This is a genomic window from Pseudomonas sp. FW300-N2A2 (assembly GCF_017351735.1).
Lineage (GTDB): Bacteria > Pseudomonadota > Gammaproteobacteria > Pseudomonadales > Pseudomonadaceae > Aquipseudomonas > Aquipseudomonas migulae.
In genome coordinates, this window is record NZ_JACNDU010000004.1 from 221004 (window position 1) to 244588 (window position 23585).

The following is a 23585-nucleotide window of genomic DNA, read 5'->3' on the forward strand; positions in this document are numbered from 1 at the left end:
GATCAGGAGTGACCTGTGGATAAGTTGAAAGGCGCCTTGCTGGTAGGCGCTCTGCGGCTGTTTGCCCTGCTTCCCTGGCGAGCAGTGCAGGTGGTTGGCTCGGCCATTGGCTGGGTAATGTGGAAAACCCCTAACCGTTCCCGTGATGTGGTGCGGATCAATCTGGCCAAGTGTTTTCCGGAGATGGACCCTGCCGAGCGCGAGCGTCTGGTCGGCCAGAGCCTGAAAGACATTGGCAAGTCGCTGACCGAAAGTGCCTGCGCGTGGATCTGGCCGGCGCAGCGTTCCATCGATCTGGTGCGCGAAGTCGAAGGGCTCGACGTCTTGAAAGACGCCCTCGCCTCCGGCAAAGGTGTGGTCGGCATCACCAGCCACCTCGGCAACTGGGAAGTGTTGAACCACTTCTATTGCAGCCAGTGCAAACCGATCATTTTCTATCGCCCGCCAAAGCTCAAGGCTGTGGATGAATTGCTGCGCAAGCAGCGAGTGCAACTGGGTAACAGGGTCGCCGCCTCCACCAAGGAAGGCATCCTCAGCGTCATCAAGGAAGTGCGCAAAGGTGGTGCAGTGGGCATTCCCGCTGACCCGGAACCGGCCGAATCCGCCGGGATCTTCGTGCCGTTCTTTGCCACTCAGGCACTCACCAGCAAGTTTGTGCCGAACATGCTCGCTGGCGGCAAGGCGGTTGGCGTGTTCCTTCACGCGCTGCGGTTACCGGACGGTTCGGGCTACAAGGTGATCCTCGAAGCGGCGCCAGAGGCCATGTACAGCACGGATACCGAGACGTCCTGCGCTGCCATGAGCAAGGTGGTCGAGCGTTATGTGCGGGCGTATCCGAGCCAGTACATGTGGAGCATGAAACGCTTCAAGAAGCGGCCTCCGGGTGAAGAGCGCTGGTATTGAGTTGATTGGCATGATCTGTGGATAACTTGAACTTGTAGGAGCGAAGCTTGCTCGCGAAGAGGCCATTACATTCAACATTGATGTTGGATGTGATATCGCCTTCGCGAGCAAGCTTCGCTCCTACAAGTTATCCACAACTGTTCATAAAAAGGGCGCAGAAGATGTCCGAACACCGCAAATCGTTTCGCATCAAGATCAGTCACGAAAGCTTCGGCGAATGCCTTGGCCAGACCCGAAATCTCTCGACCACCGGCGTCTACGTCAAGCATCCGGGCTTGTCGGCGTTGACCAAGGGGGCGGTGGTCTATGGTCAGGTACAGGATTTACCCACAGGCGCGCCGCGGGTTCGCATGGAAGTGGTGCTGGTAGACGCTGACGGCATTGGCCTGCGCTACCTCTGATCAGTGCGCCTGGCGCTCAAGTTTCTTCAGGAACACCGTCATCTCCTTCTCCGCCTGCTTGTCGCCGTGAGCACGAGCAGCTTCCAGACCCTGCTCCCACGCCTGACGCGCGGCCGGATAGTCCGCCAGCGCCAGATATGCCTTGCCCAACAGCTTCCAGGCCGCTGAATACTTCGGGTCGAATTCGACGCAACGCTGGAAATGCTCGGCGGCCTTGGCGTTTTCCCCAAGATCCAGATAACCCTTGCCGAGGCCGAAGCGCAGCAATGAGTTATCCACACCCTTGGCGAGCATTTTTTCCAGGGATTCGATCATGGGAATAATTCCGGATGGTTGTCGTTATCGAAATCGCATCGCCGGCAAGCCGGCTCCTACAGGTTGCACGCAATCCCTTGTAGGAGCCAGCTTGCTGGCGATGGCGGCGTAACGGTTTAAAAGAAGCTGAGCCCCACATGGAACAACTTCTCCACATCCCGAATATGCTTCTTATCCACAAGGAACAGAATCACATGGTCGCCCGCCGCGATCACCGTGTCATCGTGGGCAATGATCACTTCTTCATCACGAATGATCGCGCCAATCGTGGTGCCCGGCGGCAAACCGATGTTCTCGATGGCCTTGCCAATCACTTTGCTCGACTTCGCATCGCCATGGGCAATGGCCTCGATGGCCTCCGCCGCACCACGGCGCAATGAATGCACGCTGACGATGTCGCCGCGCCGCACGTGGGCCAGCAAGGTGCCGATGGTCGCCAGTTGCGGGCTGATGGCGATGTCGATGTCGCCACCCTGGATCAAGTCGACGTAAGCCGGGTTGTTGATGATCGTCATCACCTTCTTCGCGCCCAGACGCTTGGCCAGCAGCGACGACATGATGTTGGCTTCGTCATCGTTGGTCAGCGCCAGGAAGATGTCGGCGTCGGCGATGTTCTCTTCCATCAGCAAATCGCGGTCGGAGGCACTGCCTTGCAGGACCACGGTGCTGTCGAGGGTGTCTGAGAGATGGCGGCAGCGGGCCGGGTTCATCTCGATGATCTTCACCTGATAACGACTTTCGATGGCCTCGGCCAGACGCTCACCGATCTGCCCGCCCCCGGCGATGACGATGCGCTTGTAGCTCTCATCGAGGCGGCGCATTTCGCTCATCACTGCCCGAATATTCGCCTTGGCGGCGATGAAAAATACTTCGTCGTCCGCCTCGATCACCGTATCGCCCTGAGGCAGGATCGGCCGGTCACGGCGGAAAATCGCCGCTACGCGGGTTTCGACATTCGGCATGTGTTCACGCAACTGACGCAGTTGCTGACCCACCAGCGGTCCGCCGTAGTACGCCTTCACCGCGACCAGCTGCGCTTTGCCTTCGGCGAAATCGATCACCTGCAACGCACCCGGATGCTGGATCAGGCGCTTGATGTAGTTGGTGACCACTTGTTCCGGGCTGATCAGCACATCCACCGGAATCGCTTCGTTATCGAACAGCTCGGAGCGCGTGAGGTACGCGGCTTCGCGGACGCGGGCGATTTTCGTCGGGGTGTGGAACAGGGTGTGGGCGACCTGACAGGCGACCATGTTGGTTTCGTCACTGTTGGTCACCGCCACCAGCATGTCGGCATCGTCCGCGCCGGCCTGGCGCAGCACCGTCGGCAGCGAGCCGCGGCCTTGCACGGTGCGGATGTCCAGCCGGTCGCCGAGGTCGCGCAGGCGTTCGCCATCGGTGTCGACCACGGTGATGTCGTTGGCCTCGCTGGCCAAGTGTTCCGCCAGCGAACCGCCGACCTGCCCTGCGCCGAGGATGATGATTTTCATCCAGTCACTCCCTTAAAACCGGTTAACCGCGCGCGGCGGCGATCTTGATCAGCTTGGCGTAATAGAACCCGTCGTGGCCGCCTTCCTGTGCCAGCAGCTGGCGACCGTGGGGCTGCTTGATGCCGGCCGTGGTGGCGAGGTCCAGCTCACGGGCGCCCGGCGTGCGGGCGAGGAAGGCTTCGATGACTTCAGTGTTCTCGGTCGGCAACGTGGAACAGGTGGCGTAAAGCAGAATTCCGCCGACCTCCAGAGTTATCCACATGGCATCCAGCAACTCGCCTTGCAGCACTGCCAGCGCGGCGATGTCGTCCGGTTGGCGAGTCAGTTTGATGTCTGGGTGACGACGGATCACGCCGGTGGCCGAGCATGGCGCATCGAGCAGGATGCGTTGGAACGGTTTGCCATCCCACCAGGCGGCCGTGTCGCGGCCGTCGGCGGCGATCAGTTCGGCGCTCAGGCCCAGGCGTGCGAGGTTTTCTCGCACACGCACCAGACGCTTGGCTTCCAGATCCACGGCGACGACGCCCGCCAGTGCGGGTTCGGCTTCGAGGATGTGGCAGGTCTTGCCGCCCGGTGCGCAGCAGGCGTCGAGCACTCGCTGGCCCGGCGCCAGGTCGAGCAGGTCGGCGGCCAGTTGCGCCGCTTCGTCCTGCACGCTGATCCAGCCTTCGGCGAAGCCCGGCAGGCTGCGTACGTCGGCGGCGGCGTCGAGAATGATGCCGTCCCGGCTGTAAACGCACGCCGTGGCGGCGATGCCCGCTTCGGTCAGCAGACCCAAGTAGGCATCACGAGTGTGATGACGACGGTTGACCCGCAGAATCATCGGCGGATGCGCGTTGTTCGCCGCGCAAATGGCTTCCCACTGCTCAGGCCAAAACGCTTTCAGGGATTTTTGCAGCCAGCGTGGGTGGGCGGTGCGCACCACCGGGTCGTGTTCCAGCTCGGCCAGCAGCGCTTCGCTTTCACGTTGGGCGCGGCGCAACACGGCGTTGAGCAAGGCTTTGGCCCACGGCTTCTTCAGCTTGTCGGCGCAACCGACGGTTTCGCCGATGGCGGCGTGAGCCGGGACGCGGGTGTAGAGCAATTGGTAGAGACCGACCAGCAGCAACGCCTCGACATCGGCGTCGGCAGCCTTGAACGGCTTCTGCAGCAACTTGGCCGCGAGCGCCGACAAACGCGGCTGCCAGCGCGCGGTGCCGAACGCCAGGTCCTGGGTGAAGCCGCGATCGCGGTCTTCGACCTTGTCCATTTGTGTCGGCAGCGAACTGTTGAGTGAGGCTTTTCCGTTGAGAACTGCAGCAAGTGCCTTGGCGGCGGCCAGACGTGGATTCATTGAGCGTCCGCCGTTTGACCGAGCACGGTGCCGACGGCGAATTTCTCACGACGGCTGTTGAACAAATCGCTGAAGTTCAGCGCCTTGCCGCCGGGCAATTGCAGACGGGTCAGGCACAGCGCTTGCTCACCGCAAGCGACGATCAGGCCGTCTTTGCTGGCGCTGAGGATTTCACCTGGTGCGCCCTTGCCTTCCGCGAGGCTCGCGGCCAGCACTTTCAGCGCTTCGCCATTCAACGTGCTGTGGGTGATCGGCCATGGATTGAAGGCGCGGACCAGACGTTCCAACTCAATGGCCGGGCGGGTCCAGTCGATGCGCGCTTCGTCCTTGTTCAATTTGTGTGCGTAGGTGGCGAGGCTGTCGTCCTGCACTTCGCCTTCCAGAGTGCCGGCGGCGAGGCCGGCAATGGCTTGAATCACTGCCGGTGGGCCGAGTTCCGCCAGGCGGTCGTGGAGGCTGCCGCCGGTGTCTTCAGCGCTGATCGGCGTGGTGACCTTGAGCAGCATCGGCCCGGTGTCGAGGCCCAGTTCCATGCGCATGACGGTCACGCCGCTTTCGCTGTCGCCGGCTTCGACGGCGCGCTGGATCGGCGCCGCACCGCGCCAGCGTGGCAGCAACGACGCGTGGCTGTTGATGCAGCCCAGGCGCGGAATATCCAGCACCACTTGCGGCAGGATCAGGCCGTAGGCGACCACCACCAGCAAATCCGGCTTCAGCGCGGCCAGTTCGGCTTGAGCGTCTTCGTTGCGCAGGGTTGGCGGTTGCAGCACCGGGATGTTGTTTTCCAGTGCCAACTGCTTGACCGGGCTCGGCATCAACTTTTGCCCGCGACCTGCCGGACGGTCCGGTTGGGTGTAGACCGCGACGATCTCGTAAGGGCTGTCGAGCAGGGCCTTGAGGTGTTCGGCGGCGAATTCCGGGGTGCCGGCAAAGACGATGCGCAGTGGCTCAGTCATGGGAAGCTCTCATTTACAAAGCAGTCGCAAAAGAAAAAGGCTTGCCGCAGCAAGCCTTTGAAAGGAGGGCATCAAGCGTTCTGGCGATGGAGCTTTTCCAGTTTCTTCTTGATTCGGTCACGTTTGAGATTCGACAGGTAGTCGACGAACAATTTGCCGTTCAGGTGGTCGCATTCATGCTGGATGCACACGGCGAGCAGGCCTTCGGCGATCAGTTCGTAAGGCTGGCCGTCGCGGTCCAGGGCCTTGACCTTGACCTTCTGCGGGCGATCGACGTTTTCGTAGAAACCCGGCACCGAGAGGCAGCCTTCCTGGTATTGCTCCATCTCGTCGGTCAGGGGCTCGAACTCGGGGTTGATGAACACCCGCGGTTCGGTGCGGTCTTCGGAGAGGTCCATCACGACGATACGTTTGTGCACGTTGACCTGGGTCGCGGCGAGGCCGATGCCTGGCGCTTCATACATTGTTTCAAACATATCATCGACCAACTGACGCACTTCGTCGTCCACTACGGCCACAGGTTTGGCGATAGTGCGCAGGCGCGAGTCGGGGAATTCGAGGATGTCTAAAATGGCCATAAGCTTGATTGCTGCACGTGTGAGGTAAAGTCGGGTCGATGGCCTGGCAGGTCCGAAGATGCAGGCTACCGTTGTGAAGCGTAGCTCCTTTTCTTTTAGGTAAAGAGTCGGGAGCGAGCCACGAGGGCTCTGGCGTTTCACGCGAACGCACATAATAAAGGGATTCACCGCATGAGGAAATCACTACTCGCCTTGCTCCTTCTGGCCTCGGCCGGTTTGGCGCATGGGCAAGTGCAACTCAAGGAAGGTTTTCCACAGCAATACACAGTGGCGGCGGGTGACACACTCTGGGACATCTCCGGGAAATTCCTCCGTGAGCCGTGGAAGTGGCCCGAGCTCTGGCAGGCCAATCCGCAGATCCAGAACCCCAATCTGATCTACCCCGGCGATTTGCTGTCGCTGGTCTACGTTGACGGGCAGCCGCGTCTGACCCTCAATCGCGGGGCTTCCCGGGGCACCATCAAGCTCTCGCCACGGGTGCACAGTTCGCCGGTGGCCGACGCCATCCCGAGCATTCCGTTGCAGTCGATCAACAGTTTTCTGCTGAGCAACCGCATCGTCGACAAGGTCGAGGATTTCGACAAGGCGCCTTACATCGTCGCCGGCGATGCCGAACGGGTGCTCAGCGGCACCGGCGACCGGATTTTCGCCCGCGGCCATTTCGATCCGAACCAGCCGGTCTACGGCATCTTCCGCCAAGGCAAGGTTTATACAGACCCCGAGAGCAAGGAGTTCCTGGGGATTAATGCCGACGACATCGGCGGCGGTGAAATTGTCGCTACCGAAGGTGATGTCGCGACGCTTGCACTGCAACGCACCACTCAGGAAGTTCGCCTCGGCGATCGCTTGTTCAGCGGCGAGGAACGATCGATCAACTCGACCTTCATGCCCAGTGCGCCAAAAAACCCGGTCAACGGCCTGATCATTGACGTACCGCGCGGGGTTACCCAGATCGGCGCGATGGATGTCGTGACGCTGAACCGGGGCCAACGCGACGGTCTCGCCGAAGGCAACGTGCTGGTGGTGATGAAAACCGGCGAAACCGTGCGTGACCGGGTCTCCGGCCAGCCTCTGAAAATTCCCGATGAACGCGCCGGTTTGCTGATGGTGTTCCGCACCTACGACAAACTCAGTTACGGATTGGTGCTCACCGCATCGCGCTCCTTGGCGGTGATGGACAAGGTGCGAAATCCGTAAGCAGGCTCCACAAGTTACCAACAGAGTTATCCACAGCTTATTCCCGTTTGAACGGGGCTCATAACGATCAAGGATGATCCATGTCGCTGCCTGCTGTTACACCGGTTTCCCCTGCGGAACTGGAAGCCCGTTTACGTCTGCATCGTTTGCCGGAGCTCGGTCCTGCGCGTTTCAGGAAACTGCTCGAAGCCTTCGGCTCGGGGTCCAAAGCCATCAGCGCGCCGGCCAGTGCCTGGCGTTCGCTGGGCTTGCCGTTTGCTTGCGCCGAGGCTCGCCGGGCCGATGATGTCCGGGACGGCGCCAGCCACGCATTGGCCTGGCTAGACCGTCCCGGCCAGCATTTACTGATGTGGGACCAGCCTGACTACCCGGCATTGCTGGCGGAAATCAGCGACGCGCCGCCACTGCTATTCGTCGCGGGCGATCCGGGCATACTGGAAAAACCGCAATTGGCGATGGTCGGCAGTCGTCGCGCTTCCCGTCCGGGGATGGACACGGCCGCCGCGTTTTCGCGCAGTCTGGCTGGCGCCGGTTTTGTCATCACCAGCGGTCTGGCGCTGGGGATCGATGCCGCCGCGCACCAAGCCGCTCTGGACGTGGGCGGGCAAACGGTCGGCGTACTTGGCACGGGACTTGAAAAGTTTTATCCACAGCGCAACCGCAGGCTTGCCGATGCCATGATTGCGTCGGGCAGCGCGGTGCTTTCAGAGTTCCCGCTGGACGCCGGGCCTACGGCCAGCAACTTTCCGCGACGCAATCGAATCATCAGTGGTTTGTCCCTCGGCGTGCTGGTGGTCGAGGCCAGTGTCGCCAGCGGTTCCTTGATCACCGCGAGGCTGGCGGCGGAACAAGGTCGTGAGGTGTATGCGATTCCGGGATCGATCCATCATCCCGGCGCCAAGGGGTGTCATCAGCTGATTCGCGACGGTGCGATGCTGGTGGAAACCATCGAACATATCCTCGAAGCGTTGCGCGGCTGGCAGCAGTTGCCGTTAGCCATGCAGGCTCCGTCGGTGGCTCATCCGCTGTTGATGCTGCTGCACGCGGCGCCGCACACCAGTGAAGCGTTGTCCGTCTCCAGCGGCTGGGCGCTGCCCAAAGTGCTGGCGGCGTTGACGGAACTGGAAATGGACGGCCGGGCGGTCTGCGAAAGCGGGCGCTGGTTTGCGCGGGTGAGCTAGGTTTTATAAGGAACATCGGTAAACTGCGCAGAGCCTTATTCCGGAGAGTTTTTCATGGTCAACAGTTGGCGTGTGCAACAAGCCGCGCAAGCCATTCGCGCAGGGGCGGTGATTGCCTATCCAACCGAGGCGGTCTGGGGCCTGGGTTGCGACCCGTGGGACGAAGAAGCGGTCGAACGTCTGCTGATGCTAAAGGGCCGGTCGGTGGACAAGGGCCTGATTCTGGTTGCCGACAACATCCGCCAGTTCGACTTCCTGTTCGAAGACTTCCCTGAGCTGTGGATGGACCGCATGGCCAGCACCTGGCCGGGGCCGAATACCTGGCTGGTGCCGCATCGGAATCAGTTGCCGCAGTGGATTACCGGCGTGCACGAAACGGTGGCGTTGCGGGTCAGCAATCACCCGTTGGTGCGGGATTTGTGCGCATTGGTCGGGCCGTTGGTGTCAACCTCGGCCAACCCGCAGGGCCGGCCGGCGGCGCGGACGCGGATTCGCGTGGAGCAGTATTTCCGCGGGCAGCTTGATTTGATTCTTGGCGGCAACCTCGGTGGGCGCAAGAATCCGAGCGTGATTCGCGATCTGGCGACCGGGAACGTCATTCGCCCGGGTTGAGACCGCGTCATCGTTCTTCGCTGGCAAGCCAGCTCCTACAAGGTCCAAGTCGTTCGCAAAATATTCAAACGACTCGCACCTGTAGGAGCTGGCTTGCCGGCGATGGCGTCTTTAAGGCAACAAAACAGTCGAACCTGTCGTCCGCCGCGCCGACAACTCGGTCTGCGCCTTCGCCGCGTCAGCCAGTGAATACTTCTGGCTGATCTCCACCTTCAGCTTCCCGCTGATGATCATCTCAAACAACTCATCCGCCATCCGCTGCAGGTTTTCAGCGTTGTTGGCATAAGTCGCCAGTGTTGGCCGGGTCACGTACAACGATCCCTTCGCCGACAAAATCCCCAGGTTTACCCCGTCCACCGCGCCCGAAGCGTTGCCAAAACTCACCACCAGGCCCCGAGGCGCTGTGCTATCCAGCGAAGTCAGCCAGGTGTCTTTGCCGACACCGTCGTACACCACCGGGACTTTTTTGCCGTCGGTCAATTCCAGTACGCGTTGTGCGACGTTCTCGTGGCTGTAGTCGATGGTCGCCCACGCACCGTTGGCCATTGCCAACGCGGCTTTCTCCGGCGAGCTGACCGTGCCGATCAACTTCACGCCCAGCGCCTTGGCCCATTGGCAGGCCAGCGAACCGACACCCCCGGCAGCGGCGTGAAACAGAATGGTTTCGCCACCCTTGAGTTCATAGGTCTGACGCAACAGGTACTGCACGGTGAGGCCCTTGAGCATTACCCCGGCGGCCTGTTCAAAGCTGATCGCGTCCGGCAGGTGCACCAGATTGGCTTCCGGCAATACGTGAACCTCGCTGTAGGCGCCCAATGGGCCGCTGCCGTACGCCACGCGATCACCGACCTTGAAGCGGGTGACTTCGCTGCCCACCGCCTCGACCACGCCCGCACCTTCCGAACCCACGCCCGACGGCAAGGCCGGCGGCGCATAGAGGCCGCTGCGGAAATAGGTGTCGATGAAGTTCAGGCCGATGGCCTTGTTGGTGACGCGCACTTGCTGCGGGCCGGGCTCGGCCGGTTGGTAATCCACATACTCGAGCACTTCGGGGCCGCCATGGGCGCGGAACTGGATACGCTTTGCCATCAGAACTCTCCTTAGGTCTTCAGCTACTAGAGGTGTAGTGCCAAGCGCCCTATCGAACTCCCAAGCTTGATCCCCGTCAACTGTGGCGAGTCCATCTGCAATGTTATGCTACGCGCCCATTTGCGCCGGCCCCCGCTCCCATGGAGCGCCGCGTAGTTTTGCCCGATTCAAGGTGAAGACATGACGACCCGCACCGAGGCCGTAAAAGCCTACCTGCTCGACCTGCAAGACCGCATTTGCGCTGCCCTGGAAGCCGAAGACGGCGGCACGCAATTCGTCGAAGACGCCTGGACCCGGCCTGCCGGCGGTGGCGGTCGCACCCGCGTGATCGAGAACGGCGCGGTCATCGAAAAGGGCGGCGTCAACTTTTCCCACGTGTTTGGCAGCGGTCTCCCACCGTCCGCCAGCGCCCATCGACCTGAACTGGCCGGCCGTGGCTTTGAAGCCCTGGGCGTGTCGCTGGTGATTCACCCGCACAATCCACATGTGCCGACTTCCCACGCCAACGTGCGCTTTTTCATCGCCGAAAAAGAAGGCGAAGAACCGGTCTGGTGGTTCGGCGGCGGCTTCGACCTGACCCCTTATTACGGCAACATCGATGACTGCGTGCACTGGCACCGCGTCGCCGAGCAGGCCTGCGCGCCGTTCGGTCCGGACGTCTATTCGCGCTACAAAGCCTGGTGCGACAGCTATTTCCACATCAAGCATCGCCACGAACCGCGCGGCATCGGCGGCCTGTTCTTCGATGATTTGAACGAGTGGGATTTCGACACCAGCTTCGCTTTCATGCGTGCCATCGGTGACGCTTACATCGACGCCTACCTGCCGATCGTGCAGCGCCGCAAAAATGATGCGTTCACTGCAAAACAGCGCGAGTTTCAGGAATTTCGCCGTGGCCGATACGTCGAGTTCAACCTGGTTTACGACCGTGGCACGCTGTTCGGCCTGCAATCGGGTGGGCGTACCGAGTCGATCCTCATGTCGTTGCCGCCGCAAGTTCGCTGGAGCTATGACTGGAAAGCCGAGCCCGGCAGCGAAGAAGCACGCCTGACCGAGTACTTCCTGCAAGACCGCGACTGGTTGGCCCAGGCCTGAGGATTTCTGATGGATCGTTACGTCGTATTCGGTAACCCGATTGGCCACAGCAAGTCGCCGTTGATCCATCGTCTGTTCGCCGAGCAGACCGCTCAGCAACTGGACTACAGCACTTCGCTGGCACCGCTCGACGATTTTTCCGACTTTGCCCGGGAGTTTTTCCTGGAAGGTCGCGGGGCGAACGTGACGGTGCCGTTCAAGGAAGAGGCGTTCCGTCTGGCCGACAGTGTGACGGCGCGAGCGCAGCGGGCTGGCGCGGTGAACACCTTGAGCAAGCTCGCCGATGGCACGCTGCTGGGCGACAACACCGATGGTGCCGGGCTGGTGCGGGACCTGACGGTCAACGCCGGTTTCAGCCTCAAGGGCAAACGCATCCTGCTGCTCGGCGCCGGCGGCGCAGTGCGCGGTGCGCTGGAGCCACTGCTGGCCGAGCAACCCGCCTCGGTGATCATCGCCAACCGCACGGTGGAAAAAGCCGAGCTGCTGGCGGAATTGTTCGCGGATCTGGGGCCGGTGTCGGCCAGTGGTTTCGACTGGTTGCGGGAATCGGTGGACCTGATCATCAACGCGACATCGGCCAGTTTGTCGGGCGATGTACCACCGATTGCGGGCAGTCTGATCGAGCCGGGCAAGACCGTTTGCTACGACATGATGTACGGCAAGGAACCGACCTCGTTCTGCCGTTGGGCTACGGCGCATGGCGCTGCCGTGTCGATGGATGGTTTGGGGATGCTGGCTGAGCAAGCGGCAGAAGCCTTCTTGCTGTGGCGCGGCGTACGCCCGGACACAACGCCGGTGCTGGCCGAACTGCGCCGCCAACTGGCGGCGTAAACACACTCTTACTACGCACACTGTAGGAGCCGGCTTGCTGGCGATGGCGACGCCGCGGTACATCAGGCAAACCGCGTTATCGTTGAATCGCCAGCAAGCCGGCTCCTACAGTCGGTTGGTATGCCGTGATCGCGGTCATTGTCCGGAGATGGGTGTGTTTCAATCTTCGAAATGAATCGGGCATTTCTCCGCGCCTTCGAGCTTTCGCAACTCCTCCACCACCGGCGGTCGCGCCCCGCGCAAGGTCAGGCTACGGTCCTGCTTGCGTAGTCGCCGCGCTTCCTGGTGCAGCATTTCCACCCCCGAATAGTCGATAAAGTTGATCTGCTGCGCCTCGATCACCACCCGCGCCCCGTGCATGCGTTGCAGGCGCACTTGCAGGTAATGGCTGGCGCCGAAAAAGATCGAACCGCCGACCCGCAGAATGTCTTCATCGCCGTCACGCCAATGCTGTACCCGTGGTTGCGAGGTGCGCTTGAGGTAGAAAAACAACGACGCGAGCACGCCGGCATAGATCGCTGTCTGCAATTCCAGCAACAGCGTGGCGACACAGGTCAGCGCCATCACCATGAACTCGGCGCGGCTGACCCGCAGCAACGCACGAATGCCGCGATGATCGACCAACCCCCAGGCGATCAGCAGGATGCTGCCAGCCATGGCCGGGATCGGAATATGCGCAATCAGGTTGGCGCCGAAGATCGCAAACAGCGCCACCCACAACGCGGAAAACACCCCCGCCATTGGCGAACAGGCACCCGCTTCGTAGCTGAGGCCGGAACGGGTGAAGGAACCGGCTGACAGCGAACCGGAAAAAAACGCACCGACCATGTTCGATAAACCCTGCGCGCGGACCTCCTGATTGGCATCGAGCAATTGCTGCGAGCGTGCCGACAAGGAACGGGCAATCGACAGGCTCGTCACCAGCCCGAGCATCCCCACCGCTACTGCGCTGGGCAGCAATCGCAAAATCATGTCCAGATCCAGTGGCAACGGGCTGAAGGGCGGCAGCCGCCCGACAAACGCGCTCACCAGGTTCACGTGGCCGAACATCGATGGCCACAGCCAAACCAGCAGCCCGGCGAGGATCAGGGTGATCAGCAGCGTCGGCCAGCGAGGCAGCAACCCTTTCAGGATTATGCCGACGACGACTGTTGCCAGCCCCAGCACGAGCGAGGGTTTATCCACCGCATCGAGGTGCTGCAGCAGCATCAAAAAGCTGTCCAGTGCGGTGGCCTGGCTGGGCAAGTCCAGCCCCAGCAGGTTGGGCATTTGACCGATGGCAATCACCACGGCGGCGCCGAGGGTGAAGCCCAATACCACCGAGTGCGAGACAAAATTCACCAGCGCGCCGAATCGCAGCAAACCCAGTAGCCACTGGAAAATGCCGGCGAGCAGCGTCAGAAGCAGGATCAGCGTGATGTAGTCCTTGGACGCAGGGACGGCCAGAGGACTGACACTGGCGAACAGGACAATCGAAATGGCTGCCGTAGGCCCACAGATCAAATGCCACGATGAACCCCAGAGGCAGGCGATCAGCACCGGGATGATCGCGGCGTACAAGCCGTATTCCGGTGGGAGACCGGCGATCAGCGCGTAGGCAATGGATTGCGGCAACGCGAGAATGGCGCCGCTGAGGCCGACGATCAGGTCACGGCCGACGCTGGCGCGGGTCTGCCGGGGCAACCACGTGAGGAAGGGGAAGAGTGAATGGCGGCTGGGGAAGGCCATGGGTCCTCTCGGTTGAAAATTTTGCGCAAGGGTATCAGCACAACACCTTGTAGGAGCCAGCTTGCTGGCGATGGCGGCGCATCAGTCAACATTTATCGCGTCCGATACACCGCTATCGCCAGCAAGCTGGCTCCTACAGGTAGCCACCCAAAGGGTTAGAGCTTGGCTTTTACCGCCGGCAACGCATCCTTGCCGTCCGCGGTCTTCACGCCTTCCAGCCATTTATCCAGCACTGCCGGATTGGCTTTGATCCACGCCTTGGCCGCATCTGCATTGCTGACCTTCTTGTTCACCACATCCGCCATGATGCTGTTTTCCATCTCCTGGGTGAAACTCAGGTTGGTCAGCAACTTGCCCACATTCGGACAGGCTTCGGCGTAACCCTTGCGGGTCAGGGTATGGACGCTGCCGGTATCGCCGAAGTATTTCTCGCCGCCCTTCAGATAATGCATTTTCAGCTGCACGTTCATCGGGTGCGGTGTCCAGCCGAGGAAGGTCACGAATTTCTGTTTCTTCACCGCACGAGACACTTCGGCCAGCATCGCCTGTTCGCTGGACTCGACCAGTTTCCACTGGCCCATGTCGAAGTCGTTCTTCTTGATGATTTCTTGCAGCGAGATGTTCGCCGGGGCGCCGGAGCCGATGCCGTAGATCTTCTTGTCGAACTTGTCGGCGAACTTGTTCAGGTCGGCGAAGTTATGCACACCCGCGTCCCACACGTAATCCGGCACAGCCAGGGTGAACTCGGTGCCATCGAGGTTCTTCGCCAGTTGCGTGACGTCGCCGGTGGCGACGAACTTGTCATAGAAACCCTGCTGCGCCGGCATCCAGTTGCCGAGAAACACGTCGACCTGGCCATCCTTCAACCCGCCAAAGGTAATCGGCACCGCGAGGGTGTCGACTTTGGGCTTGTAGCCCATGCCGTCCAGCAGAAACCCGGTGATGGCGTTGGTCGCGGCGATGTCGCTCCAGCCAGGGTCGGCCATTTTCACCGTCTCGCAGCTCTGATCGGCATACGCCGACGCACTGCCCAGAGCCAGCAGTCCGACCGTCAGTACTGTGGATAACTTTTGCATGGACTTCCCCTTAACATTATTGGTTTTGGCAGGGTTGTGGATAACGTGCTTTACGCTCCAGATCGTCGAGGTCGATGTGGTTGCGCATGTACTGCTGACTGGCGTCCACCAGTGGCTGGTGATCCCAGCTCTTCAGCTTGCCGATGGTCAGTGCCTCGGCGACGAAACGCCGACGACGCTGGCTCGCGAGCACCTGTTGGTGTATCGCCGGGATGTTCCATTTGGCCCGTGCTTCGGCAAGAAATTCATCGAACAGGAGCCGATGTTGCGGAGACTGGCTGAGTTCTTCCTGTTCACGCGGGTCGTTGTGTACGTCGAAGAGCAGGCACGGATCGTCTTCGCTGTAGATGAATTTGTAGGCGCCACGGCGAATCATCATCAGCGGACTGATGGTGCCTTCAGCCATGTATTCGCCGAAGACTTCGTCGTGACCGCCCTGCCCTTGCAGGTGCGAAACCAGCGAACGGCCATCCAGCGGCAAGCCCGGTTCCAGAGCGCCGCCGGCCAACTCGACAAACGTCGGCAGCAGGTCGGCGGTGGAAACCGCTGCGCTGACCCGTCCGGCGCCAAACTGGCCGGGTGAACTGATCAACATCGGCACGCGCGCGGCCATTTCATACCAATGCATTTTGTACCAGAGGCCACGCTCGCCGAGCATGTCGCCGTGGTCGCCGGAGAACACGATAATCGTGTCGTTGATCAGCCCGGTATCTTCGAGCGTTTGCAGAAGTTTGCCGACGTTGCTGTCGATATAGCTGCAAGCACCGAAATAAGCCCGGCGTGCATCGCGGATCTTATCCACAGGCAGCGGCTTGTCCCACAGGTCGTAGACCTTGAGCAAACGCTGGGCGTGCGGATCGAGCTCGGTTTGTGCCGGGGTTTCGGGCAATGGGATGTCGGCGTCGTCGTACAGATCCCAGAAAGCCTTGGGAATGGTGTACGGGTCGTGTGGGTGAGTCATCGACACGGTCAGGCAGAACGGCTGGTCGCCGTCCTCACGAATGTGATCAAACAAATACTGCTGGGCCTTGAACACCACCTCTTCATCGAAATCCAGCTGATTGGTACGCACGCAAGGCCCGGCCTGCAGTACCGACGACATGTTGTGATACCAGGTCGGACGCACGTCCGGTTCGTCCCAGTTCACTGCCCAACCGTAGTCGGCCGGGTAAATGTCGCTGGTCAGGCGTTCTTCGTAACCGTGCAGTTGGTCCGGGCCGCAGAAGTGCATCTTGCCGGACAGCGCGGTGCGATAACCGAGGCGCCGCAGGTAGTGGGCGTAGGTGGGCACGTCGGCAGGGAAATCGGCCGCGTTATCGTAGGCGCCGATCTTGCTCGGTAACTGACCGCTGACCAAGGTAAAACGCGACGGCGCGCAGAGTGGGCTGTTGCAATAAGCGGCGTCGAACACCACGCCTTCGGCGGCGAGGCGGCTGAGATTGGGCAATTTGATCGGCGAAGGGCCGTAGAACGGCAACATTGGCGCGGCCATCTGATCGGCCATGATGAAAAGAATATTCTTGCGCTTCATGTGATCGCGGCATTCCATAGTGAATATTTATGCGAGAGTGCTGCAATCGAGCATGGAGTCCATGTGATTTGTGGTAAAGCCCATGCCAGGCAATGACTAGGATAAGCACAGCTTATGTATGACGCCCTCGGTGATTTGTCTCTGGATCTGCTCCGCGCCTTCGAAGCGGCTGCCCGCCATCACAGCTTCACCGCCGCTGCGGTAGAGCTCGGCACCACGCAACCGGCCATCAGTCAGCAGATCAAGCGGCTGGAAGATCAACTCGCCACACGGCTGTTCGATCGCATTTATCGCGGGATCGAATTGACCGAGGCCGGGGCGATTCTTTTCGAGCAGGTTCAGCTCGGTTTGCAGAATATCGACGCAGGATTAAGTGCGATCAGTGCACAGCAACAGCATGAAGTGTTGCAGGTCGCCACCGATTTTGCCTTTGCCGCTTACTGGCTGATGCCCCGATTGCACCGCTTTCACGCGGCCAATCCTCACGTGGACGTTAGCCTGGTCACCAGCGAACGCAGTCTCAACATGCTGCGCACCGATATCGATGTTGCCGTGCTGTTTGGTGACGGGCGTTTTAAACAGGGTGAAAGCCATTGGCTGTTCAGCGAAGAAGTGTTCCCGGTGTGCAGTCCGCTGCTATTGAAGGACCGTCCCCTGCCCTTGCCACCCCAGGGGCTGCTGGAATTTCCGCTGCTGCACCTGCGTGGCGAAAACAGCAGCAACTGGTTCGACTGGAGTGGCGTGTTCCGCGAATTGGGGATTACTTCGGCGCCGGCGCCCGGGCAGTTGCGATTCGACAATTACACGCTGTTGATTCAAGCGGCGATTGGCGGCCAGGGCGTGGCGATTGGCTGGCGGCACCTTGTGGATAACTTGCTGGCGCAAGGTTTGTTGTGTCGGCCAATTTCTGAAACGGTGATGTCCCGGCAGGGCTATTACGTGGTCCTGCCCCAACGCAAACGGCGTGGGTTGTTGATTCAACAGTTTGTGGATTGGTTGATGGCCGAGCAGGCCAGCAGTGCGCAATCGCTGAATGGCCTGCCTTTGCCTTCGATTGCGGTGTGAAAGCAAAAAGGTCGTCCGGGCGCGACCCGAGCGTTCACTACTCTGAAGTCGCCACGAAATTCACGTGTTCGCCCACGTGAAGATTGAAGTGCATTTCATCGGCGATCCCTATCGCGACACATTTCAAGCGATCCAGTGGTTCGGCCAGCCCCGGTTCCAGGCTGCTGCTGGCGTGGCTGAAATGCTCGATCGTCAGCCCCGGGACGCCACGTGGCGCATTCACCAGCGTCCAGTGCAACTTACTGCTTTGCAGGGATTCGCGGATTTCTTCGGCGGCGTGGCGTTGCAGTTGATCCTCGATCTCCGGATCGTCCAACACCTCGAAATCCCCCACCAGAAACAGTCGGGCAATGCCGGCAGCCTGCATGCCGGCTATCAGCGCATCGACGGCGAGCACCTGTTCGACCGGGCCCGGAACAATGGTTTTTTCAACGTGTTCGCTGTTGAACGGCAAGCCTGGTGCGTCTAATAGACAGATGACGGCCGAACAGCCCGCAACGCTTTGTTTGACGCGCTCGGCCTCAAACAGGTCGCCCGTCTTGGTGCGTAAACCCGGACGTGGCGCGAGTGCCGTCATGTCATCGAGGATGGCGATCACTTCGTGTTGCCGCCGCAGCATCTCAGCCATCAGCGCACTGCCCAGGCTACTCATGGCACCATAAAGCACCACTTTTACCACCGGGGTTTCGGCATTTTTCATGGCTGAGCTCCGTTTCCTGGGTGTATAGCATTTGACCTGTGGGAGACGGTTAGGGTTCGACAGGGATTCAGAGGGTTTCAGATGCAACAGATCAAGGGTTACCACGCCCACGTGTATTTCGACGCCAGCACCATCGACCAGGCGCGAGCCTTGTGTGAGCGGGCGGCGCAGTTATTCCCGCTGAAAATGGGTCGGGTGCACGAACGTCCGGTCGGCCCGCACCCGGACTGGAGTTGCCAACTGGCATTCGGGCCGGAACTCATCGGCGACGTGTTGCCGTGGCTGGCGCTCAACCGCAAGGGTTTGGTGGTGTTCCTGCACCCGGACACCGGCGACGATCTGCTCGACCACACCGAACATGCCATCTGGATGGGGGCGATCCGGCCGCTGGACCTGTCTATTTTTTGATCAGAGTGTTTCTTCGGCTTCGCCCGGCAGGTGTTCGTCCAGGTGCAGCCAGGGCAGACGGCTGTCGGTCCAGATGTGCCGCTCGGCCGGAGCCTGCTCGGGATGATCGAGGGTGGCGATGGTCAGGTCGATGCTCTCGGGACTGAGGTGTGTCACCAGCGCGAGTTGCGCCCCACAGTTCGGGCAGAAATATCGTACGCAACTGGATGACGAGGCGTACTGCGCCGGTGTGCCTTTCAGCCATTCAAAGGTCGATGCGGGCACGGTGATCCAGGTGGTCACGATCCCGCCGCTGACTCGTCGGCAGATTGAGCAGTGGCAGTGGGCGATGTCGTGCAGCGGGCCGCTGAATTGATAGCGCAGTTGTCCGCAGTGGCAGCCGCCTGTGTGAATGTTTGCCATGCTGTTTCCTCCTGATGCGTATGCACCGACGCTATCGCGAGCAGGCTCGCTCCCACATTAGATCTTCAGTGAATACAGAATGGGGGGCGACCGAGATCAATGTGGGAGCGAGCCTGCTCGCGATCGTGTCGACGCGGTTTAAAGCCTAGCCCCCGTCCGACGACCGGTCGCACATCCGGTCAATGCTTTCATCGGCGAAAGCTGGGTGAAAGCTTCCCCGATTAGGATCGCCCCCACTACCGGCAACAGACCGGTCGGCCAATGCCAGTGTTTTATCGCTCGCACAGCCCATTTAACAACAACAATGGTGACCCTGATGTCCTTTGATACCCGCCGCTTCGCCGCAACTCCGCCCGTACGCCTCGTGCTTCCCGTTCTGCGCTGACCCACCCGGTTCGCCCATTCCCTAGCCGCGCTACGCCTGGAGTATTCCCATGCTGACTTTCCTTGGCTTCGCCATGGTCATCACGTTCATGTTCCTGATCATGACCAAGCGCCTGTCTGCGCTGATCGCCCTGATCATCATTCCAATCGTCTTCGCCCTGTTCGGCGGTTTTGCGCCGAAGATCGGCCCGATGATGCTCGAAGGCATCACCAAGCTTGCGCCGACCGGCGTGATGCTGATGTTCGCCATCCTCTACTTCGCCCTGATGATCGACTCCGGCCTGTTCGACCCGGCCGTGCGCAAGATCCTCAAACTGGTCAAGGGCGACCCGTTGAAAGTTTCGGTCGGCACCGCCGTACTGGCGCTCGTCGTCTCCCTCGATGGTGACGGCGCGACCACTTATATGATCTGCGTGGCCGCCATGCTGCCGCTCTACAGCCGCATCGGCATGAGCCCGCGGATCATGGCTGGCCTGATCATCCTCGCCGGTGGCGTGATGAACATGACGCCATGGGGCGGTCCGACTGCCCGTGCAGCCAGTGCGTTGCATGTGGACCCGTCGGCGATCTTCGTACCGATGATTCCGGCGATGGGTGCCGGTGTCCTGGCCATCCTGGCCATCGCTTACTTCTACGGCAAACGTGAACGTGCGCGTCTGGGTGAGCTGCACCTGGTGGGCGATGAAATCGACCACAGCGAAATCAGCGTTTCGCAGTTCCCGGACGCCCGTCGTCCAAAGCTGATCTGGTTCAACGGTGCCCTGACATTCGCACTGATGTGCACCCTGATCGCAGGCCTGCTGCCGTTGCCGGTGCTGTTCATGGTGGCGTTCAGTATTGCCATGATCGTCAACTACCCTTGCCTGCAACAGCAGAAGGATCGTGTTGCGGCCCACGCCGGCAGCGTGCTGGCGGTGGTCGGTTTGATCTTCGCGGCAGGCATCTTCACCGGTATCCTGTCGGGCACCGGTATGGTCGATGCGATGTCGAAGAGCCTGTTGGCGGTCATCCCGGATTTCCTCGGCCCGTACCTGGCCGTGATCACCGCGCTGGTGAGCATGCCGTTCACGTTCTTCATGTCGAACGACGCATTTTATTACGGCGTGTTACCAGTACTTGCCGAAGCGGCCAGTCATTACGGTATAACCGCGGTTGAAATGGCACGTGCCTCGATCGTCGGTCAGCCCGTCCACTTGCTGAGCCCGCTGGTACCATCGACCTATTTGTTGGTGGCCCTGGCCGGTATCGACTTCGGTGACCATCAGCGCTTTACCCTGAAATGGGCAGTGCTGGTGTGCATGTGCATACTGGTTGCAGCATTGCTGATGGGGATTTTTCCGCTGTTCAGCACTCTATAAGCCCAAGACTCACCACTGGGGGTCCAGGCTTCGTTGTTTGAAGCCTGGACCCTTTGTGGTTTAACACTCGCTCAAAGGAATACACATGGAATGGCTGACCAACCCTGAAATCTGGGTTGCCTTCTTTACCCTGACCGCCCTGGAAATCGTCCTGGGTATCGATAACATCATCATGATTTCGATCCTGGTCAGCCGCATGCCCAAGCACATGCAGGCGCGCACCCGAATCTTCGGCCTGGCGCTGGCCATGGTCACGCGGATTCTGTTGCTGCTGTCGATTACCTGGGTCATGCGCCTCACCGCAGACTTGTTCGAAGTGTTCGGCCAGGGCATTTCCGGGCGAGACCTGATCCTGTTCTTCGGTGGTCTGTTCCTGCTGTGGAAGAGCTCGCAGGAGATGTACCACGCGCTGGAAGGTGAAGACGAAACCAACGAGGAGCCGGGTGGCAAAGGCGGTAACTTCCTCTACACCATCATCCAGATCGCGATCATCGACATCGTGTTCTCGCTGGACTCGGTGATCACCGCCGTCGGTATGGTCTCCCACGTACCGGTCATGGTCGCTGCAATCGTTGTGGCTGTGCTGGTGATGATGCTGGCTTCCGGCACCATCAGCTCGTTCATCGACAAGCACCCGTCGCTGAAGATGCTGGCGTTGGCGTTCCTGTTGATCGTCGGTACCGTGCTGATTGCCGAATCCTTCGACGTGCACGTGCCAAAAGGCTACGTCTACTTCGCCATGGCGTTCTCGCTGGCGGTGGAAGCGATCAACATCAAGATGCGCACCGCGATTGCGAAGAAGAAGAAACAGCAGGATCCGGTGAAACTGCGCAAGGATATTCCTGGGCAATAAGCCGAATGTAAAACCTGTGGGAGCGAGCCTGCTCGCGATAGCGGCCAGTCAGTCAACATCAATGTTGAATGTGACGGCCTCATCGCGAGCAGGCTCGCTCCCACATTTTTTTGTGCGGTCGCCAGGCCCTGATTTCATGACACTTTTGTTTCAATCGCCTCTTTAGCTATGCGATGCTGGCGCGCAGACCGTTAGCCAACTACAGCTTAAGTACACAACGTAGAAAGTCGCGCGGCACCGTCAACTTGCTCCTTTGGGGCGCTACCACCACAGGGGGCCCTTATGCTCACCCTGCTCAATTTGTTATCTGCCGTGGCCTTGTTGATCTGGGGCACGCACATCGTCCGAACCGGCATCCTGCGGGTCTACGGTTCCAACCTGCGTCATGTGATCGGCCAGAACATGTCCAAGCGCTGGCTGGCGTTCATCGCCGGCATAGTCGTGACCGCCATGGTCCAGAGCAGCAACGCCACCGCCATGCTCGTCACCTCCTTTGTTGGCCAGGGCCTGATGGCGCTGATGCCAGCGCTGGCGACCATGCTCGGCGCCGATGTCGGTACGGCGTTGATGGCGCGGGTACTGACGTTTGATTTGTCATGGCTGTCGCCGCTGCTGATTTTCCTCGGGGTGATTTTCTTCCTGTCGCGCAAACAGACGCGGCTCGGCCAGATGGGCCGGGTGGCCATCGGTCTGGGCCTGATTATTCTGGCCCTGCAACTGATCGTCGAAGCGGCGGCACCGATCACCCAGGCGCAAGGGGTCAAGGTCATCTTCGCCTCGCTGACCGGCGACATCCTGCTCGATGCCTTGGTCGGCGCCCTGTTCGCGATGGTTTCCTACTCCAGCCTGGCCGCCGTCCTGCTGACCGCGACCCTGGCCGGGGCCAGCGTGATCAGCTTGCCGGTGGCCATCGGCCTGGTGATCGGCGCCAATATTGGCAGCGGTATTCTGGCGTTCATGAGCACCAGCATGCAGAACGCCGCGGGCCGTCAGGTGGCGCTCGGGAGCCTGCTGTACAAGCTGATTGGCCTGTTGCTGATCATTCCTGTGCTCGACCCGTTGGTGCACTGGATCGACAGCCTCGACTTCAGCCCCCAGGAAATGGTCATCGGCTTCCACCTGCTCTACAACACGGCTCGCTGCCTGATCTTGCTGCCAACGGTCGGGATAATGGCCAGGCTGTGCGCATGGCTCTTGCCGGAACGCCCGGAAATCAACGGCACGGCCAAACCACGGCACCTTGATCCGACGGCGCTGGTCACCCCCAGCCTGGCGCTGGCCAACGCCGTCCGGGAAACCCTGCGCATCGGCGATCTGATCGACAGCATGCTCGAAGCCATGCTCGACGTGCTGCGCGGCAAGCAAACTGCCGTCACCCAGGAAATGCGTCGCCTGACCGATGATGTGGATGCGCTCTACAACTCGATCAAGCTCTATCTGGCGCAAATGCCCCGTGAAGACCTCAGCGAGCAGGACAGTCGGCGTTGGGCGGAAATCATTGAACTGGCGATCAACCTCAAACTCGCCAGCGACCTGATCGAGCGCATGTTGCGCAAGGTGCAGCAACAGAAAACCTCGCAGCGCCGGTCTTTTTCCGAGGTCGGCCTGGACGAATTGGCGGGGCTGCACAGCCAGTTGATTTCCAATTTGCGCCTGGGGTTGTCGGTGTTCCTCAGCGCCGACAAGGAAAGTGCCCGCCAGTTGCTGCGGGAGAAGCGTCGCTTTCGTGCACAGGAACGCCGCCTGGCCCATGCTCACGTCAGCCGGTTGCAACGTAAGATTGTGCAGAGTATCGAGACCAGCTCGCTGCACCTGGAGCTGATCGCCGACATGAAGCGTCTGAATTCTCTGTTTTGCAGCAGTGCTTATGTGGTGCTGGAAACGTCTGACACCGGTGCGCTCGCTGTAGATGATTTGGCTGACATCACACATTCGCCTTGAACGTCTGGCAGTGTGGTCAGTCAGTAACATGTATTCAGCCTTCACGCCGCCATCGCGAGCAGGCTCGCTCCCACAGTTGATTTAAGTGAGACCGACGATCCACTGTGGGAGCGAGACCGGCTTGCCGGCGATGGCGGCCTGAAGAACAACACGGACCT

General features: G+C 60.4%; 23 protein-coding genes. 12 read left to right on the forward strand and 11 right to left on the reverse strand.

Annotation, left to right across the window (positions count from 1 at the left end):
• Window positions 1-15: 15 nt before the first annotated feature.
• Both J4E42_RS08680 and J4E42_RS08685 read left to right on the forward strand, forming a co-directional pair.
• Window positions 16-903: a lysophospholipid acyltransferase gene (locus J4E42_RS08680; RefSeq protein WP_192228140.1), complete on the forward strand. Its 888-nt coding sequence runs from the start codon at window positions 16-18 to the stop codon at window positions 901-903.
• A gap of 161 nt (window positions 904-1064) precedes the next feature.
• On the forward strand, window positions 1065-1304 hold the full coding sequence (locus tag J4E42_RS08685) for a PilZ domain-containing protein (RefSeq protein WP_207284999.1): 240 nt from the start codon (window positions 1065-1067) through the stop codon (window positions 1302-1304).
• Here the strand turns inward: J4E42_RS08685 and J4E42_RS08690 are convergent, their stop codons facing one another.
• From J4E42_RS08690 to def, 5 genes are all read right to left on the reverse strand, one after another.
• Complete coding sequence (locus J4E42_RS08690) at window positions 1305-1619, reverse strand: tetratricopeptide repeat protein (protein WP_207285000.1); 315 nt, start codon at window positions 1617-1619, stop codon at window positions 1305-1307. It abuts the gene before it with no gap.
• A gap of 116 nt (window positions 1620-1735) precedes the next feature.
• Window positions 1736-3109 carry a Trk system potassium transporter TrkA gene (trkA, locus tag J4E42_RS08695; RefSeq protein WP_008027578.1) on the reverse strand — a complete coding sequence of 458 codons (1374 nt, stop codon included), beginning with the start codon at window positions 3107-3109 and terminating at the stop codon, window positions 1736-1738.
• 22 nt (window positions 3110-3131) lie between these two features.
• A complete protein-coding gene (gene rsmB, locus J4E42_RS08700) occupies window positions 3132-4442 on the reverse strand; it encodes a 16S rRNA (cytosine(967)-C(5))-methyltransferase RsmB (protein WP_207285001.1) in 1311 nt (436 codons plus the stop codon).
• Window positions 4439-5398, reverse strand: coding sequence for a methionyl-tRNA formyltransferase (gene fmt, locus J4E42_RS08705; protein ID WP_008027581.1), 960 nt, complete (start codon window positions 5396-5398; stop codon window positions 4439-4441). Before fmt ends, rsmB begins: the two co-directional genes overlap by 4 nt.
• Window positions 5399-5469: 71 nt before the next feature.
• Window positions 5470-5976 (reverse strand): peptide deformylase, encoded by a 507-nt coding sequence (gene def, locus J4E42_RS08710; protein WP_008027583.1) that lies wholly within the window; start codon window positions 5974-5976, stop codon window positions 5470-5472.
• 171 nt (window positions 5977-6147) lie between these two features.
• Between def and J4E42_RS08715 the strand changes: the two genes are divergently transcribed.
• The 3 genes from J4E42_RS08715 (at window position 6148) to J4E42_RS08725 (ending at window position 8966) form a co-directional block, all read left to right on the forward strand.
• Window positions 6148-7173 (forward strand): LysM peptidoglycan-binding domain-containing protein, encoded by a 1026-nt coding sequence (locus J4E42_RS08715; RefSeq protein WP_207285002.1) that lies wholly within the window; start codon window positions 6148-6150, stop codon window positions 7171-7173.
• An 80-nt stretch (window positions 7174-7253) separates the two neighbouring features.
• Complete coding sequence (gene dprA, locus J4E42_RS08720) at window positions 7254-8354, forward strand: DNA-processing protein DprA (protein ID WP_207285003.1); 1101 nt, start codon at window positions 7254-7256, stop codon at window positions 8352-8354.
• Between the two features lie 54 nt (window positions 8355-8408).
• Complete coding sequence (locus tag J4E42_RS08725) at window positions 8409-8966, forward strand: L-threonylcarbamoyladenylate synthase (protein ID WP_192228136.1); 558 nt, start codon at window positions 8409-8411, stop codon at window positions 8964-8966.
• Window positions 8967-9077: 111 nt separating this feature from the next.
• On the opposite strand, the gene J4E42_RS08730 is transcribed toward J4E42_RS08725, so the two are convergent.
• Window positions 9078-10055: an NADPH:quinone reductase gene (locus J4E42_RS08730; RefSeq protein WP_207285004.1), complete on the reverse strand. Its 978-nt coding sequence runs from the start codon at window positions 10053-10055 to the stop codon at window positions 9078-9080.
• Between the two features lie 180 nt (window positions 10056-10235).
• Between J4E42_RS08730 and hemF the strand changes: the two genes are divergently transcribed.
• Together hemF and aroE are read left to right on the forward strand one after the other, a co-directional pair.
• On the forward strand, window positions 10236-11150 hold the full coding sequence (hemF, locus tag J4E42_RS08735; protein ID WP_008027593.1) for an oxygen-dependent coproporphyrinogen oxidase: 915 nt from the start codon (window positions 10236-10238) through the stop codon (window positions 11148-11150).
• A 9-nt stretch (window positions 11151-11159) separates the two neighbouring features.
• Complete coding sequence (gene aroE, locus J4E42_RS08740) at window positions 11160-11981, forward strand: shikimate dehydrogenase (protein WP_207285005.1); 822 nt, start codon at window positions 11160-11162, stop codon at window positions 11979-11981.
• A 159-nt stretch (window positions 11982-12140) separates the two neighbouring features.
• Here aroE and J4E42_RS08745 read toward each other — a convergent pair whose 3' ends face one another.
• The 3 genes from J4E42_RS08745 to betC form a co-directional block, all read right to left on the reverse strand.
• A complete protein-coding gene (locus J4E42_RS08745) occupies window positions 12141-13709 on the reverse strand; it encodes a SulP family inorganic anion transporter (protein WP_008044030.1) in 1569 nt (522 codons plus the stop codon).
• Between the two features lie 155 nt (window positions 13710-13864).
• On the reverse strand, window positions 13865-14785 hold the full coding sequence (choX, locus tag J4E42_RS08750; RefSeq protein ID WP_207285006.1) for a choline ABC transporter substrate-binding protein: 921 nt from the start codon (window positions 14783-14785) through the stop codon (window positions 13865-13867).
• A gap of 16 nt (window positions 14786-14801) precedes the next feature.
• Window positions 14802-16316 carry a choline-sulfatase gene (gene betC, locus J4E42_RS08755; RefSeq protein ID WP_207285007.1) on the reverse strand — a complete coding sequence of 505 codons (1515 nt, stop codon included), beginning with the start codon at window positions 16314-16316 and terminating at the stop codon, window positions 14802-14804.
• A gap of 114 nt (window positions 16317-16430) precedes the next feature.
• Between betC and J4E42_RS08760 the strand changes: the two genes are divergently transcribed.
• Complete coding sequence (locus J4E42_RS08760) at window positions 16431-17381, forward strand: choline sulfate utilization transcriptional regulator (protein WP_207285008.1); 951 nt, start codon at window positions 16431-16433, stop codon at window positions 17379-17381.
• A 37-nt stretch (window positions 17382-17418) separates the two neighbouring features.
• Here J4E42_RS08760 and J4E42_RS08765 read toward each other — a convergent pair whose 3' ends face one another.
• Complete coding sequence (locus J4E42_RS08765; RefSeq protein WP_207285009.1) at window positions 17419-18081, reverse strand: NAD(P)-dependent oxidoreductase; 663 nt, start codon at window positions 18079-18081, stop codon at window positions 17419-17421.
• Window positions 18082-18162: 81 nt separating this feature from the next.
• Between J4E42_RS08765 and J4E42_RS08770 the strand changes: the two genes are divergently transcribed.
• Window positions 18163-18489 carry a DOPA 4,5-dioxygenase family protein gene (locus tag J4E42_RS08770; protein ID WP_008044035.1) on the forward strand — a complete coding sequence of 109 codons (327 nt, stop codon included), beginning with the start codon at window positions 18163-18165 and terminating at the stop codon, window positions 18487-18489.
• Here J4E42_RS08770 and J4E42_RS08775 read toward each other — a convergent pair whose 3' ends face one another.
• A complete protein-coding gene (locus J4E42_RS08775) occupies window positions 18490-18891 on the reverse strand; it encodes a GFA family protein (protein WP_207285010.1) in 402 nt (133 codons plus the stop codon).
• A 434-nt stretch (window positions 18892-19325) separates the two neighbouring features.
• On the opposite strand from J4E42_RS08775, the gene J4E42_RS08780 reads away from it, so the two are divergent.
• The 3 genes from J4E42_RS08780 to J4E42_RS08790 all read left to right on the forward strand — a co-directional run bounded on the left by J4E42_RS08780 (window position 19326) and on the right by J4E42_RS08790 (window position 23427).
• Entirely contained in the window at window positions 19326-20633 is a 1308-nt protein-coding gene (locus tag J4E42_RS08780; RefSeq protein WP_008027613.1) for a CitMHS family transporter, read from the forward strand.
• An 85-nt stretch (window positions 20634-20718) separates the two neighbouring features.
• Window positions 20719-21486 carry a TerC family protein gene (locus tag J4E42_RS08785; RefSeq protein WP_192228129.1) on the forward strand — a complete coding sequence of 256 codons (768 nt, stop codon included), beginning with the start codon at window positions 20719-20721 and terminating at the stop codon, window positions 21484-21486.
• Between the two features lie 282 nt (window positions 21487-21768).
• Complete coding sequence (locus J4E42_RS08790; RefSeq protein WP_008044735.1) at window positions 21769-23427, forward strand: Na/Pi cotransporter family protein; 1659 nt, start codon at window positions 21769-21771, stop codon at window positions 23425-23427.
• Window positions 23428-23585 lie beyond the last annotated feature (158 nt).

Bases quoted from the DNA above. Each gene is read 5' to 3' on its own strand.
- J4E42_RS08775 (WP_207285010.1), bottom strand. From the start codon at position 18,891: ATGGCAAACATTCACACAGGCGGCTGCCACTGCGGACAACTGCGCTAT.
- J4E42_RS08760 (WP_207285008.1), top strand. From the start codon at position 16,431: ATGTATGACGCCCTCGGTGATTTGTCTCTGGATCTGCTCCGCGCCTTC.
- J4E42_RS08715 (WP_207285002.1), top strand. From the start codon at position 6,148: ATGAGGAAATCACTACTCGCCTTGCTCCTTCTGGCCTCGGCCGGTTTG.
- dprA (WP_207285003.1), top strand. From the start codon at position 7,254: ATGTCGCTGCCTGCTGTTACACCGGTTTCCCCTGCGGAACTGGAAGCC.
- J4E42_RS08790 (WP_008044735.1), top strand. From the start codon at position 21,769: ATGCTCACCCTGCTCAATTTGTTATCTGCCGTGGCCTTGTTGATCTGG.
- J4E42_RS08770 (WP_008044035.1), top strand. From the start codon at position 18,163: ATGCAACAGATCAAGGGTTACCACGCCCACGTGTATTTCGACGCCAGC.
- hemF (WP_008027593.1), top strand. From the start codon at position 10,236: ATGACGACCCGCACCGAGGCCGTAAAAGCCTACCTGCTCGACCTGCAA.
- trkA (WP_008027578.1), bottom strand. From the start codon at position 3,109: ATGAAAATCATCATCCTCGGCGCAGGGCAGGTCGGCGGTTCGCTGGCG.
- J4E42_RS08780 (WP_008027613.1), top strand. From the start codon at position 19,326: ATGCTGACTTTCCTTGGCTTCGCCATGGTCATCACGTTCATGTTCCTG.
- J4E42_RS08690 (WP_207285000.1), bottom strand. From the start codon at position 1,619: ATGATCGAATCCCTGGAAAAAATGCTCGCCAAGGGTGTGGATAACTCA.
- J4E42_RS08685 (WP_207284999.1), top strand. From the start codon at position 1,065: ATGTCCGAACACCGCAAATCGTTTCGCATCAAGATCAGTCACGAAAGC.
- J4E42_RS08745 (WP_008044030.1), bottom strand. From the start codon at position 13,709: ATGGCCTTCCCCAGCCGCCATTCACTCTTCCCCTTCCTCACGTGGTTG.
- J4E42_RS08765 (WP_207285009.1), bottom strand. From the start codon at position 18,081: ATGAAAAATGCCGAAACCCCGGTGGTAAAAGTGGTGCTTTATGGTGCC.
- J4E42_RS08725 (WP_192228136.1), top strand. From the start codon at position 8,409: ATGGTCAACAGTTGGCGTGTGCAACAAGCCGCGCAAGCCATTCGCGCA.
- fmt (WP_008027581.1), bottom strand. From the start codon at position 5,398: ATGACTGAGCCACTGCGCATCGTCTTTGCCGGCACCCCGGAATTCGCC.
- aroE (WP_207285005.1), top strand. From the start codon at position 11,160: ATGGATCGTTACGTCGTATTCGGTAACCCGATTGGCCACAGCAAGTCG.
- choX (WP_207285006.1), bottom strand. From the start codon at position 14,785: ATGCAAAAGTTATCCACAGTACTGACGGTCGGACTGCTGGCTCTGGGC.
- rsmB (WP_207285001.1), bottom strand. From the start codon at position 4,442: ATGAATCCACGTCTGGCCGCCGCCAAGGCACTTGCTGCAGTTCTCAAC.
- J4E42_RS08730 (WP_207285004.1), bottom strand. From the start codon at position 10,055: ATGGCAAAGCGTATCCAGTTCCGCGCCCATGGCGGCCCCGAAGTGCTC.
- betC (WP_207285007.1), bottom strand. From the start codon at position 16,316: ATGAAGCGCAAGAATATTCTTTTCATCATGGCCGATCAGATGGCCGCG.
- def (WP_008027583.1), bottom strand. From the start codon at position 5,976: ATGGCCATTTTAGACATCCTCGAATTCCCCGACTCGCGCCTGCGCACT.
- J4E42_RS08785 (WP_192228129.1), top strand. From the start codon at position 20,719: ATGGAATGGCTGACCAACCCTGAAATCTGGGTTGCCTTCTTTACCCTG.